Raw genomic sequence first — 14,608 nt, 5'->3', positions numbered from 1 at the left:
CCTATTTCACTTTGGGGTCGAGCGCATCGCGCAAGGCGTCGGTAAACAGCGAGAACGCCGTCACCAGCACGGCCATCGCCGTGGCGGCGGCCGTCAGTTGCCACCATTTGCCCAGGATCAGTTCATTTTGTGCCTCGTTGAGCATGCTTCCCCACGACACCGTGCCCACCGGCACGCCAAAGCCGAGGAAACTCAAGATCACTTCCGCCTTGATGAAGCCCACCACGAGAATCGACATTTGCACCAGAGCAACGTGACTCACGTTGGGGAAGATGTGGGAAAACATCTTGCGCCAGTGCGAGGCGCCGATGGCGTCGGCCGCCATTACGTATTCGCGCGCCTTGTGCTTGATGTATTCGGCGCGGATCAGGCGGTATGGCCCCGTCCAGCCCGTCAAACCCAGGATCAGCACGATGGTCAGCACGCCCTTCTGCTGCAGCACGGCCGCCACGGTCAAGATCATCAAAATCGACGGAATCGACGTGAAGATGCTGTAGAACCAGTTAAAGAAGTCATCGACCATGCCGCCGAAGTAGCCGGACACGGCGCCAAAGATCGTGCCCAGCACGACGGCCAGCAAGGCCGCCACCAGGCCCACGACGATGGACGTCTCGCCGCCCTTGATGGTTTTCTGCAGGATGTCGTGGCCCCACTTGTCGGCGCCGAACGGCAGTGTCGCCGCCTTGTGGGTGACGAGTTTCTTCGCCTTGCCCATGCCGGCGCGCAAGACCGTCAAGTCGTCGGCCAGCGGGTCGGTGACGCCGTACATCTCCACGCCGGCAGAAGGATTACTGCCCATCTGCGCGCGCAGTTCGGCGATGTCGTCGGCCAGCGGGTCGAGCACGTTGACGGGCGTCGGCGCGCTGCGCTCGTCGGCCAGGGGAATGGCGCCGTCGCCGGCCGCGGCCGTGTCCTTGTCGGCGCCGACAAAGGTGGGCGGCGCATAGCTGACGGCCACTTCATCTTCCCAGTTCGCCGCCACCAGGCCGCTGGCGGAGGCCAGCACCAGCAGGAAAAACGCGCCGACCACGGCCAGCGATACCATTGCAATCTTGTCGCCGCGCAAACGGCGCCACGCCAGGGCCCACAGGCCGGGCGAAGTATGAGTATTCGACATCGTCTCTTTCTACTTCAGTTGTACGCGAGGGTCGACCGCCTGGTACAGCAGGTCGGTGAGCAGGTTGAAGAGCATGGTGGCGGCGGCCACATACACGGTGATCGCCTTGATCACCGGAAAGTCGCTGCGCTCGACGGCGAGGATCACTTCGCGCCCGATGCCGGGAATGCCGAAGAAACGTTCCAGCAGGAAGGCGCCGATCAGCAGGGCCGGCAAGTTCGACATCACATAGGTAATGATGGGGATGGCGGCATTGCGCAGCACGTGGACCCACATGATGCGCCCTTCCCTCAAGCCCTTGGCGCGCGCCGTGCGCACGTAGTCCTGGTTGGCCTCGTCCAGCACGAAGGTGCGGAACAGGCGCAGGGTGGGTGCAATCGACACGGCCAGGCCGATGAGGATCGGCAGGGTGGAATAGCGCAGCAGGTTTTCCCAGAAGCTGTCGCCCCAGCCCTGCACGGGGAACAGGCCCAGCTTGTAGGCAAAGCCGTACTGGAAGACGATGATGTAGACGAGGATGGAAATCGACATGCCCACCGTGCAGGCGATCATCACCATGCGGTCCGTCAGCGAGCCGCGCACGAAGGCGATGGCCAGCGCCAGCGCCACGCCAAAGAACGTTTCCAGCACGGTCAGCGGAATGAGCACCATCATGGACGGGCCCAGGCGCGACGTGATGATGTGCGACACGGTTTCACCCGTGGCCCAGCTTTGGCCGAAATCAAAAGTGACGATCTGCTTGATGAAGATCCACAACTGCACGTAGTACGGCTGGTCGACGCCCAGCTGGCGGCGGATGTTGGCGATGCTTTCGGCGCTGGACATCTTGCCGGCGAGGATGTAGGCGGGGTCGCCGCCCACCCAGTTGAACAGGATGAAGACCAGCAGGACGACGCCCAGCATGGTGGGCAGCATCTGCCACAGGCGGCGCAGGATATAAGCAAACATAATGATTCCTTGTTGTTATAAGCTGCGCTTATTTGGCAGCAGCCGGGGCTGGTTTGGCCACGGCTGTGCCATCGCTGTCGATATCCATATACGCCCATTCCTGGAACAGGATCGGGTGCTTCTTGTAGCCTTGCACCGTCTTTTGCGCCAGCATGTTGCGGTAGCGCGCATAGCCGATCAGGGCGCCCGCATTGACTTCCAGGCGGCGCGCCATCTTGTGGTACAGCTCGTCGCGCTCGGGGCTGGCCGGCATGTGCTGGCTGGCCGCGTACCACTTGTCGTACTCGGGGTCCTGGTAGCAGCCATTGTTGTTCTGGTGCGTGTTCGGGCCGTAGAACAGCTGCATGAAGTTGTCGCCGTCCGGATAATCGGCCAGCCACGGCGCCGTGCGCGTCTGCATCTTGCACTGCTTTTCCGTTTTCAGAATATCGGAAAAGATCATGCGGTCGTTTTCCATGCGGATGCCCAGCGAGTTGTACGTCTTGCGCCACATTTCCGCCTGCAGCACGCCGTTGGCTTCATTGCGCGAGGCGTAGCGGATCAGCAGCGGCTTGCCATCGGGCAAGGTACGCCAGCCATCGGCGCCCTTCTTGTAGCCGAATTTGTCGAGCAATTTATTTGCCAGCACGGGATCGTATTGCAGCAGCGATTTGTAGTGCGGATCGTAGCCGACGACGCCGGGCGGTATCGGATAGTCGAGGCGCTTGGCCTGGCCATTCCAGATGATGCGGATTTCTTCATCGATATTGTGCGCCATGGCAATGGCGCGGCGCAGGGCGATCTTTTCCTTGCTGAAGCCGCCCAGCACGGGGTCTTCCATGTTCCAGTAGTAATAGCTGATCTCCGGGTCCAGCAGGCGCGACAGTTGCACGCCCTTCTCCGCCAGCTCGGGACGCAGCTTGCCGTTGAGCAGCGCTTTCGGCGCCAGCGGACCGTCGAGCCAGAACACGTCCGTGCCGCCGCTCTGGAAGGACAGCCAGCGCGACTGGTCTTCGATCATCACGGAAATTTCAATGCGGTCGATGGCGGGAATGCGCTTGCCCTGCATCTGGCGCACGATGCGCTGGTCGTCCGGATCGTCGCCGGCCATGAAATTCCACGTCTCGGGCAAATGCTGCGTGTTGCGGTTCAGGACGATGCGGTTGCCGCGCGTCCACTCGCCCAGGGTGTAATAGCCCGTGCCGACAGGGTTGGAGCCTACTTCGCCCTTCACGTCGCCATATTTCTCCACCACTTCGCGCGCCAGGGCGGCCGTCGGCACGTAGGCCAGGATCATGGGGAAATTGAAATCCGTCTTGGTCAGCGTGATGCGCAGGGTGTACGGGTCGAGAATTTCCAGGCCGGCCACCTTCTTGTTGTAGTCGAGCTTGTTCGACTTGGCCGCTTCCTTCGCCAGGTCATCCAGGCCCACCACCTTGCCTTCGAACAGCCAGCTGTGCGGCGACGCCAGACGCGGGTCGAACAGGCGCTTCCACGAATACACATAGTCGGCCATCGTCAGTTCGCGGCGCTTGCCGCCGAACGCGGCGTCCGGCGTGTACAGGATGCCTTTCTTTAGGCGGATGATGTAGGTCTTGCCGTCGGCGGACACTTCCGGCATGGCGGCGGCCGCGCCGGGCACCACCTTGACGGGGCGCGCCAGGTAGTCATACGTGTACAGGGTGTCGAAGATGGCCTGCGTGATGTGGTTCGAATACAGGTCCCGCGCGGTGGCCGGATCAAAACCCGTCTCGGCGGCCGGCAGGATATAGCGCAAGGTTTTGACCGGCGCCGCCGCAGGGGCGGCATCCGCGGCGATGGCCGCCAGCGGCAGGGTGGCCAGGCAGGCGAGCAGCGCCACGCGCCGCATCCATGGTGACTTCATGTAATACCCTTCATCTCGATTATCTGTCGCACCGTATTGGTGCGCTTGTACTGGCTTCCCCCTGGGATACAGGATTCCACCACCAAAACCAGTCCATCCTCGCAAGATCTATGCCTTGTTCGCAGCCAGCCGCGCCGATGTATTGGCGAGCTGGAAAAAGGCGTAACGATAACGCATATTTTGCGCGCCGGGCGAAAAGCCGTGGCACTTCTGGCGTGCGCAGCAACAAGGTCCCGTACCTCCGATGAATTTTTTCGCACCGCAACATAGCCTGGCCGATGCCGCGAAAAAGCGCATTGGTAGAAACCCTTACACCCCTGAATGAGCACACTTCGTATCGATGAGCGGAAAGCGCATAGCGCAGCGCAACATTGAAATAATTGCAAAGAATGAAACATCGAAATTTTATAAAAAACACTGTTGTTTCCATACCGAAACGTCACATTTCCGCGTTGACAGTGTTTCACGGCAAATGGTCTTATCGATTGCGGCACACCTACAGTGTGCCGAAGCATCCACAGCGATTGCCGACGCAGCAATCTTTTTCAGACTAGCGACGTGGTGCTGCAGAACGGCCCGCCTAGCTTATTTCGGAGTTTCGAGAATGATGATGGAAACAGTTATATCCCGCTCCGTACGCCTGATCTTTTCAGGTAGCGTAGCAGCAGTCAGCCTTGGCATGATGGCTGTGCCGGCAATGGCGCAGGACGCCAATGTGCAACGGGTGGAAATTACAGGTTCAAGCATCAAGCGGGCCACGGCGGAGACAGCGTCGCCCGTGCAAGTGATCACCCGCGATGACTTGATGAAATCAGGCAAGGCCACCGTCGCCGAATACCTGCAAACCCTGACCGCCGATGGCGCGGGCTCGCTGCCGACTGGCTTCGGCAACGGCTTTGCCGCAGGCTCCACGGCCATCTCGCTGCGGGGCCTGGGGGCCACCTCCACGCTGGTACTGCTCAATGGCCGCCGCATGGCGCCGTTCGCGCGGGCCGACGATGGCCAGAAAAGCTTTACCGACCTGTCGACCGTGCCGATGCAGATCGTCGAACGCATCGAAATCCTCAAGGACGGCGCCTCGTCGACCTACGGCGCGGACGCCATCGCCGGCGTGGTCAACATCATCTTGCGCAAGGACTTCGAAGGCCTGACCCTGAAGGGCGACACGGGCATTTCCGGCGACAGCGACGCCCAGCAGCACCGTGCCTCGCTGACTTTCGGCAAGGGCAACCTGGACACGGATAAATTCAACGTCGTCTTCAATGCCGAATACACCAAATCGGACATGCTGATGAACAAGGACCGCGCCGGCCGTAAATGGATAGGCAAGGCTGACCTGCGCCCGTATGGCTATGCCATCAACACCCAGTTCGCCGGCGGCTACATCAATGGCACCAACGATGCGAATGCCGCCCCCACGGGCCTGATCCGCGACCCGGTCACCAATAATTACGTGTCGCTGCCCGGCTGCTCCACCTTGTCCGTCTCCTCCCCGCAAGATCCGAAGGGCGGCTGCCTGTGGCACCATGACCAGTTCCGTTCCATGCAGCCGAAGATTGAATCGGTCAACCTGTACACGCGCGGCACGTGGCAAGTCAATGCCGAGACCCAGGTGTATGCGGAGGCGGGCTACTCGAAGCGCGATACGGCTTTCACCATGATTCCGCCGTCGATCACGCCGACCATCGCCTTCCCGCCGAATGCCGCCAACCCGACCGGCGTCATCAACTACGGTTCCGGCGCTGGCACCACCATCATGCTGGCGGCCAACCATCCGCAAAATCCGTACGGCGTGCCCGTGCGCGTGCGCTACCAGGCCTTCGACGTGGGCGCCAGCACGCGCCAGGCTAACAATGAATTCAACCGCATCGTGCTCGGCGTCAAGGGCAGCGCCATGGGCTGGGATTATGATGCCGGCTATACGCATTCGGAATCGAAGCTCCACCTCGACTACAGCAACATGCTCAACATGGCGGTCGTCAAGGATGCCCTCGGCAACCCGAACAGCAAGTATTTCCCGTACTACATCGGCGCGCAGGCGAGCAAGAATCCCGCGTCGCTCTACGCGGCCATGGTGACCAACGCCACTTCCGACTCGACGACCAAACTCGACATCGTCGACTTCAAGGCCTCGCGTGAACTGATGCAACTGCCGGGCGGCGCCATGGGCCTGGCCATCGGCGCCGAACATCGCCGCGACAAACTCGACAATCCTTCGCTGTCGGGCACGGAAACGGGCTCCATCAACTCCAGCTATGTCGCCGCCAAGGGCGACAGCAAGGTCTCGGCCGTATTCCTGGAAGTGCTGGCCCCCGTGATCAAGACGGTGGAACTGTCGGGCGCCTTGCGCTACGACAAATACGACCGTTTCTCGTCGACGACGCCAAAACTGGGCGCCAAGTGGACGCCGCTGAAAACCTTCGCCTTGCGCGGCACCTATTCGGAAGGCTTCCGCGCGCCGGGGCCGGCGGAAAGCAATGCCAATTCGCAATCGACGGGCACCTCGACCGTCAGCGATCCCGTGCGCTGCCCCGGCGGCACGAAGTTGCCAGGCGCCAATGCCAGCGACTGCGAACTGCAAGTGGCGGCAGTGAAGATCGGCGACCCGAACCTCAAGCCCGAAAAGTCCAAGGGCTACACGCTGGGCCTGGTATGGGACCCGTTCAACGATACCAGCCTGTCGCTGGACGGCTGGAAGATCAAGCGTGAAAACGAGATCAATCCACTGCCGTACAACGAAGCGGCCGCCCTGCCGACGGCCATCCGCTCCGACAACAACCTGACCATCAACGGGGTGGTGGTGCCGAATACGGGCACCCTGCTGATCACCAAGGCACCGTACCGCAACTCCAGCTACACGGAGATCAAGGGTATCGACCTGGACGTCAAGCAGCGGGTGCGCCTGGGCGACTACGGTCGTGCCACGTTCGGCCTGACCTGGACGCATGTCGCGTCGTGGGTACGCGCCGAGTCAAACACCGTGCGCTACCAGTTTGCCGGCACGCATGGCAATTGCGACACATCCAACTGCGCCGGCACGCCGAAGGACAAGATCAATGTCACCGGCTCGTGGGACCTGGGCAACTGGAACGTCAGCGGCGTCGTGAACTACCGTTCTGACATGAAAAACATCAAGTTTGAAGGCGACCCGTGCGCTTCCAAGCTGGCCAACGGCACGCCGGCCCCCAACGGTTGCAAGCTGGCCTCGTTCACCACGCTCGACCTGTCGACCCGCTGGAACGTCAGCAAGCAGTTGCAACTGTTTGCCTCGATTAGCAACGTGACCGACAAGATCGCGCCGCTCGACCCGCTGACCTACGGCGGCATGAGCTACAACCCGATGGATGCCAGCGGCGCCATCGGACGCTACTTCAAACTGGGCGCCAGCTACAAGTTCTTCTAAGCGCCACAGCGGCCTGATCATCCAGCAGGCGGCAGTGACTATCGCCATGCCAGTCACGCCAACGCCCGTTGCACCGCAGCGGGCGTTTTTATTTTGCGCGCACGAAGCCAGTACCGTACCCGACTGCTCTCCTCAAAAATGCGGCACAAAAAGCGTCTTTTTTGTTTTAAATCAACACCAATGGCGCACTACGTTGTTTAAGCACACAAAGCCGTTCGCCATGTTGACAAGGACTTTTGCGGATCATTACAGTTGGTCAATTGAAAAGATATAAATACTTTTCAGTGTTCTCGGTGCGCCAACCGGCGCGGCCGTTCTTGCCCTTTTAGCCAACCGCTTTTCCAGGAGTCTTGAACATGATTAGAGAAATATGCCTGTCCCGTTCCATCCGTTTGATCTGCGCCGGCGGCCTGGCCGCCGGCATCCTCAGCCAGCCGGCGCTGGCCCAGGAAACCGGCGACACGGCCGGCATGCAGCGCGTTGAAGTCACCGGTTCTTCCATCAAGCGGCTCGTCTCGGAAACAGCCACCCCCCTCTCCATCTTCAAGGCCGAAGATTTCGCCAAGCAGGGCCTGACGACGGCCCAGGAAGTGCTCAGCAAGATCCCCTCGAATTCCTCCAGCATGGGCAGCGGCAACGCTGTCGGCGGCAATACCAGCGGCCTGCCCACGGGCGGCCAGGCCAGCGCCGACCTGCGCGGCCTGGGCGGCGACAAGACCCTCGTGCTGCTCAATGGCCGGCGCATCGCCAACCACCCGTATGACGGCGCCAGCGTCGACCTGAACATCATCCCCATCGCCGCCCTGGAGCGCGTCGAAGTGCTGCGCGACGGTGCCTCGGCCATCTACGGCACGGACGCCATCGGCGGCGTCATCAACTTCATCACCAAGCGCTCGATCAACGTCACCAACATCACCGCCGAAGTGGTCGCGCCCGAGCACAAGGGCGGCGGCGAACACCGCATCAACCTGTCGACGGGCTTCGGCAAGCTCGACACCGATGGCTACAATATTTTCGGCGTGGTCGACTACCACAAGCAGAATGTGCTCACGTCGCAGGACCGCGATTTCTCCAAGACCGGCATCATTCCCGACCGCGGCCTGTCGCTCACCAGCGGCACCACCTTCCCCGGCAACTACTTCGATGCGGCCGCGAATGGCGGCAAGGGCCTGGCCGGCAATCCCTACGCGGCCACGGGCTGCAATCCGCCCCTGTCCGTGGCGGCGGCCAACGGCACCTGCCGCCAGGATTACACGCGGCAAATCGACGACTTGCCGGCGCAGGAGCAGGTGGCCTTCTTCGGCAAGGGCGCCTTCAAGCTGGGCGGCGGCCACCTGGCCACGGTGGAATACCTGCATTCCGAAAACAAGGTGAAGGCGCGCACGGCGCCGCCGCCGCAAACGGGCCTGATCCTGCCCAATACGAGCAAGTACTATCCGGGCAACGCGGGCGGCGTGCCGGCCCAGCCGGGCCTGTCGGGCCAGCCGCTGAGCGTCAACTGGCGCCCCGTGGAAGCGGGCCAGCGGCAAATCGATTCGGATGGCAAGGCGGACCGCCTGGTGGTGGCGCTGGAGGGCGAACTGGCCGGCTGGGACTACAAGACGGGCCTGAGCCACGCCATCAGCAAGTCGTCCGAGAAATTTACGGGCGGCTACGTGCAGGATGCCTCGTTCGCCGCCGGCGTGCTGAACGGCATCCTGAACCCCTTCGGCATGCAGGATACGGCCGGCAAGGCCTACCTGGACAGCACCGCCCTGCGCGGCGAAGTGCAGAACGCCAAGGTCACCACGACGGGCTTCGACATCAAGGGCAGCCGCGAGCTGATGCAGCTGGCCGGCGGCCCGCTGGCCATCGCGCTGGGCGGCGAGCTGCGGCGCGAAAAGGCGGAATTCAACGTCAACCGCGACATCGCCAGCCAGGCCACCAGTTCCGGCCTGTCCGGCTCGCTGTCGAAGAACGGTTCGCGCGACATCGAAGCCGTCTTCGGCGAAGTCAACTTGCCGCTGATCAAGGACCTGGAAGTGCAGCTGGCGGCCCGCTTCGACCATTACAGCGACGTCGGCAGCACCACCAATCCGAAGCTGGCCCTGCGCTACCAGGCCAGCAGCGCGCTGGTGCTGCGCGGCTCGGCCAGCACGGGCTTCCGCGCCCCCACCCTGTTTGAAAAGAATGCGCCGCCGTCGAAGAACGATACCAACGATTCCTACGACGACCCCATCCTGTGCCCGGGCGGCGTGCCGCAACCGGGCGCCAATCCCCTGCGCGATTGCGACTTGCAGCAATTCAAGCTGCAAGGCGGCAATGAAAAGCTGAAACCGGAAAAATCCACCACCTTCGCCTTCGGCGTCGTGCTCGAACCTGTCAAGGAAGTGACGGTGGCCATCGATTACTGGAACATCCACCTGAAGGACAAGATTTCGTCGCTGCCCGAGCAATCCATCTACGGCAACTACGAAAAATACAAGGCCTTGTTCCTGCGCAATCCCGATGGTTCCCCCTACGCCATCCTGGACTTGAACGACAACCTCGGCGAAGTGAAGACCGACGGCATCGACGTCAGCCTGAATGCCCGCCTGGGCCGCAGCGCCTACGGCGATTTCAGCGTATCGGTGGACGGCACCTGGACCCACAAGTACGACTACCAGAATGAACGGGGCGGGGAATTCATTTCCAACGTGGGTCGCTATGCGGACAACAATCCCGTCTTCCGCTGGAAACATACGGCGGCGCTGAACTGGCGCATGGGCAACTGGGGCGCCACCGTGTCGCAATCGTTCAAGTCCGGCTACACGGACCAGAACAATGTGGACCCGCAATACAAGCACGACGTGCCGTCGTACAGCCTGCTGAGCGTGTCGGGCAGCTACGCGTGGAAAGGCCTGCTGCTGACGGCCGGCGTGAAAAACCTGTTCGACAAGGAACCGCCATTCTCGAACCAGGGCACGCTGTTCCAGAAAGGCTATGACCCGCGCTACACGGACCCGATCGGGCGCGCCTACTACTTGCGCGGCAGCTATACGTTTTAAGGGAGATGTGCTGAAACAGACATGAACGGGGCAGCGCCGACCAGCGTTTGCCGGCAGCACCAGAGACGGCGCCATCAGTGATGATGTGCGCCGTTTTATTTTACGCGCCTGAATGCGCCTGACAAGGGTTCACGATATTTTATTACTGAAGTAATGCAAAAATATTAGCAATATGTTGCATTTCATCCAAAAAGTCTGCACGAAATTGACAATCTGAATGGTGAATGTTTTGATGGGGGCCCAGAAAATTTACCAAATTTTCACTGGCGAAACTAAAAAGAAGCAAATAAATTGTTACCAAGCAACAACTTATATCAAGATAATTGCTACCTTTATCACAAAAACAAGGAATTACAAATGATGATTGAAAGTGTAATATCGCGGTCGCTGCGCCTCATGTTTGCTGGTAGTCTGGCCCTGGGCATGCACACAGCATATGCTCAAGAAACAACAGATGGCGCCATGCAGCGCGTGGAAGTGACGGGCTCGAGCATCAAGCGCCTGGCCTCGGAAACCGCGTTGCCGATCACCTCGATCAAGGCTGACGATTTCGCCAAGCAAGGCTTGACGACGGCACAGGAAGTCCTGTCCACCATTTCCATGAATCAAAGTTCGCAAAGCAGCTCGCAGTCCGTCGGCTCCGGCACGGGCGGCCAGTCCGTCGCCGACCTGCGCGGCATCGGCGGCGACAAGACCCTGGTCCTGCTGAACGGCCGCCGCATCGCCAGCCACCCGTTCAACGGCTCGTCCGTCGACCTGAACATCATCCCGATTTCCGCCCTGGAAAGAGTCGAAGTGCTGCGTGACGGCGCTTCCGCCATCTACGGCACGGACGCCATCGGCGGCGTGATCAACTTCATCACCAAGCGTTCCGTCAAGGGCGGTTCCGTGACCGTGGAACACTACGAGCCACAGAAATCGGGCGGCGGCGACGAGTCGCGCCTGAACCTGTCGGGCGGCTACGGCGACCTGAACAAAGATGGCTTCAACGTCTTCGGCGTCGTCGACGTGCACCGCCAGTCGGCGCTGAGCGCGGCCGACCGTTCCTTCTCGAAGAGCGGCTACATCCCGAGCAAGGGCGTGGATAACCTGAGCGGTACCACCTTCCCGGCCAACTTCTACGACACGGGCAATGGCGTGACCGGCAACCCTGCCTTCGCCAGCGGCTGCGTGGGTCCCAACCTGTACAAGAACACCTCGGGCAAGAGCACCTGCGCCATGGATGTCACGCCGTTCATCCAGGCCATTCCCAAGACCCAGCAGGAATCCTTCCTGGGCAAGGCCAGCTTCAAGCTGAACCAGGATCACCTGGCCACCATCGAATACCTGCACTCGCGCAGCACCAACGAAGCGCGCATCTCGCCGCCGCCGATGTCGAACATCGGCATCCTCATGTCGTCGAGCTCGCCTTACTACCCGGGCGGCAGCGGCGGCGTGCCAGCCGTGGCCGGCCTGTCCGGCGAAGCGCTGGACATCAGCTGGCGCCCTGTGGCGTCGGGCCAGCGCAGCGGCTTCGACACCAGCACCTCGGACCGCCTGGTACTGGCATCCGAAGGCGTCCTGGGCGCATGGGACTATAACGTCGGCCTGAGCTACTCCGTCAGCAAGGCCACCAGCGCCTTCACGGGCGGCTACCTGAATGACCAGCGCATCATCGACGGCGTCGGCAGCGGCATCCTCAACCCGTTCGGCGAGCAGAGCGCCGCCGGCCAGGCCTACCTGAACGACTCGGTCCTGAAAGGCGAGTACCTGAGCGCCAAGATGACCAGCACGGCAGTCGACGCGAAGATCAGCCGCGAGCTGTTCAACCTGCCGGCAGGCGCCGTCGGTTTCGCCGTCGGCACGGAATTCCGCAACGACAAGGCGGAATACAATGTGAACCGCGACCTGGCTGGCCAGGCATCGAGCTCCGGCTATGCCGAAGCGCAAAACCAGTCGGGTAGCCGCAACATCTCCGCCATCTTCTCCGAGCTGAGCGTGCCTGTCGTGAAAGACGTGGAACTGTCGCTGGCCGCCCGTTATGACCACTACAACGACGTCGGCGGCAGCTTCAACCCGAAAGTCGGCGTGCGCTGGCAGCCAACGAGCCAGGTGCTGCTGCGCAGCTCCTACAACACCGGTTTCCGCGCGCCAACGCTGTATGACCTGCATGGCCCGCAAACCAAGACCTTCACCGCCAACAAGTACGACGACCCGCGCCTGTGCCCGGGCGGCGTACCAGTTCCTGGCGCCAACAGCAACGTCGCCTGCGGCGCGCAGCAATACATCCGTTCGGGCGGCAATCCGGACGTCGGCCCGGAAAAATCGAAGACCTTCAGCGCCGGTATCGTCATCGAACCGACGAAATCGCTGACCATGTCGCTCGACTACTTCCAGATCAAGCTGCGCGACAAGATCGGCACCGTGGCCGAACAAACCCTGTTCGACAACTACGACAAGTACAAGAACAACTTCGTCTACACGGCTGACGGCAGGCTCGACTACGTGCTGGCAACCCTGGGCAACCTGGGCGAAATGCACACGTCCGGCATCGACCTGGGCCTGAACTGGAAATTGCCACGCAGCCAGTACGGCAACTTCACGTTCAACTTCGATGGCACCTGGGTGCAGAAGTATGAGTACCAGAACGAACGCGGCGGCGAATTCGTGCAAAACGTCGGCGTGTATGGCGACAATGCACCGGTATTCCGCTGGAGACATAATGCCTCCCTGCAATGGAATCTGGACAAATGGAATGCCACCCTGTCGAACAAGTACATGAGCGGCTACCGTGACCAGAACTACGTCGATCCGCAATTCGAGCAAAGCGTCAAGGCATACTCGGTGTGGTCGCTGTCGGGTGCCTACTCGGGCTTCAAGAACACGGAACTGACCGTCGGCGTGAAAAACCTGCTGAACGAAGATCCACCGTTCAGTAACCAGATCGGTACCTTCCAGTCCGGCTACGATCCGCGTTTCGCCGATCCGCTGGGCCGTACCTTCTACGTGCGCGCCACCTACAAGTTCTAAGCGGATACGCAACCGATATCGGCTGAAAACTGAAAAAGCCCGGAAAGCTTAGCTTTCCGGGCTTTTTTTCATGCTGCGCGCCACCTTATTCCTGGTCGCCCTGCAGGCGGCGCTGCTTCACGGCTTGCGCCAGGTTTTCCAGCACGGCCAAGCTGGCGCTCCAGTCGATGCAGCCGTCCGTAACGGACTGGCCATAGATCAACTCCTTGCCCGGGATCAAATCCTGGCGCCCCGCCACCAGATGCGATTCCACCATCACGCCGACGATGCGGCTGTCCCCGCCCGCCACCTGGCTGGCGATGTCGGCGCACACGGGAATCTGGTTTTCCGGCTTCTTCGAGCTGTTCGCATGCGAGGCGTCGATCATCAGGCGCGCCGCCAGGCCCTGTGCCGCGATGGCCTTGCACGCCTCGTCCACGCTGGCTGCGTCGTAGTTCGGCGTCTTGCCGCCACGCAAGATGATGTGGCAATCCTCGTTGCCGTTGGTCGAGACGATGGCCGAGTGGCCGCCCTTCGTCACGGAAAGGAAATGGTGCGGCTGCGAGGCGGCCTTGATGGCTTCCACGGCGATTTTCACGTTGCCGTCCGTGCCATTCTTGAAGCCGACCGGACAGGACAGTCCCGATGCCAGCTCGCGGTGCACCTGCGACTCCGTCGTGCGCGCGCCGATGGCGCCCCAGCTGATCAGGTCGGCGATGTATTGCGGGCTGATGACGTCGAGGAATTCGGTGCCGGCCGGCAAGCCCAGCTCATTGATATCGCGCAACAGTTCACGCGCCATGCGCAAGCCGTCGTTGATGCGGAAGCTGTTGTCCATGTACGGATCGTTGATCAGCCCCTTCCAGCCCACCGTGGTGCGCGGTTTCTCGAAGTACACGCGCATGACGATTTCCAGTTCGCCGGCGAAACGCGTGCGCTCCTTGACCAGCAGGCGCGCGTATTCCATCGCCGCCTTGGTGTCGTGGATGGAGCACGGGCCGATCACCACCATCAGGCGGTCATCCTGGCCGTGCAGGATGCGGTGCAGGGCGATGCGGGCGCTGGCGGCGGTCTGCTCGGCTTGCTCCGAGCAGGCAAATTCGCGGATCAGGTGGGACGGCGGAGTCAATTCCTTCATTTCGCGAATACGCAAATCATCGGTGCGGGGCATCATTTTCTCCAAAATTTAAGGAAGGGTAAAACATCTGGGTAAAAAAAAACCGCCATCAGTGGCGGTTTTTTAGAATTTGCTGGGATCTCGT

7 protein-coding genes are annotated in these 14,608 nt (G+C 61.2%); 3 read left to right on the top strand and 4 right to left on the bottom strand.

What is annotated here, in order from left to right:
- Window position 1: 1 nt before the first annotated feature.
- From AC07VL_RS08630 to AC07VL_RS08620, 3 genes are read right to left on the bottom strand one after another with little or no spacing between them, the layout of a single operon-like run.
- A complete protein-coding gene (locus AC07VL_RS08630) occupies window positions 2-1,117 on the bottom strand; it encodes an ABC transporter permease (protein ID WP_494805469.1) in 1,116 nt (371 codons plus the stop codon).
- Window positions 1,118-1,126: 9 nt separating this feature from the next.
- The gene (locus AC07VL_RS08625) at window positions 1,127-2,065 is read right to left on the bottom strand and encodes an ABC transporter permease (RefSeq protein WP_494805468.1); all 939 of its coding nucleotides are present in this window, start codon (window positions 2,063-2,065) and stop codon (window positions 1,127-1,129) included.
- A gap of 28 nt (window positions 2,066-2,093) precedes the next feature.
- Window positions 2,094-3,929, bottom strand: a complete 1,836-nt coding sequence (locus AC07VL_RS08620; RefSeq protein ID WP_494805467.1) for an ABC transporter substrate-binding protein — start codon at window positions 3,927-3,929, stop codon at window positions 2,094-2,096.
- Window positions 3,930-4,533: 604 nt separating this feature from the next.
- Here AC07VL_RS08620 and AC07VL_RS08615 point away from each other — a divergent pair.
- The 3 genes from AC07VL_RS08615 (at window position 4,534) to AC07VL_RS08605 (ending at window position 13,367) form a co-directional block, all read left to right on the top strand.
- Window positions 4,534-7,332 carry a TonB-dependent receptor gene (locus tag AC07VL_RS08615; protein WP_494805466.1) on the top strand — a complete coding sequence of 933 codons (2,799 nt, stop codon included), beginning with the start codon at window positions 4,534-4,536 and terminating at the stop codon, window positions 7,330-7,332.
- Window positions 7,333-7,688: 356 nt separating this feature from the next.
- A complete protein-coding gene (locus AC07VL_RS08610; RefSeq protein ID WP_494805465.1) occupies window positions 7,689-10,358 on the top strand; it encodes a TonB-dependent receptor in 2,670 nt (889 codons plus the stop codon).
- A 462-nt stretch (window positions 10,359-10,820) separates the two neighbouring features.
- Window positions 10,821-13,367: a TonB-dependent receptor gene (locus AC07VL_RS08605; RefSeq protein ID WP_494805464.1), complete on the top strand. Its 2,547-nt coding sequence runs from the start codon at window positions 10,821-10,823 to the stop codon at window positions 13,365-13,367.
- An 85-nt stretch (window positions 13,368-13,452) separates the two neighbouring features.
- On the opposite strand, the gene aroG is transcribed toward AC07VL_RS08605, so the two are convergent.
- Window positions 13,453-14,517 (bottom strand): 3-deoxy-7-phosphoheptulonate synthase AroG, encoded by a 1,065-nt coding sequence (gene aroG, locus AC07VL_RS08600; RefSeq protein WP_494805598.1) that lies wholly within the window; start codon window positions 14,515-14,517, stop codon window positions 13,453-13,455.
- Window positions 14,518-14,608: the final 91 nt, after the last annotated feature.

This window comes from Janthinobacterium sp. GW821-FHT03C08, assembly GCF_059420905.1.
This window is presented reverse-complemented; position numbering and strand designations above follow the sequence as displayed.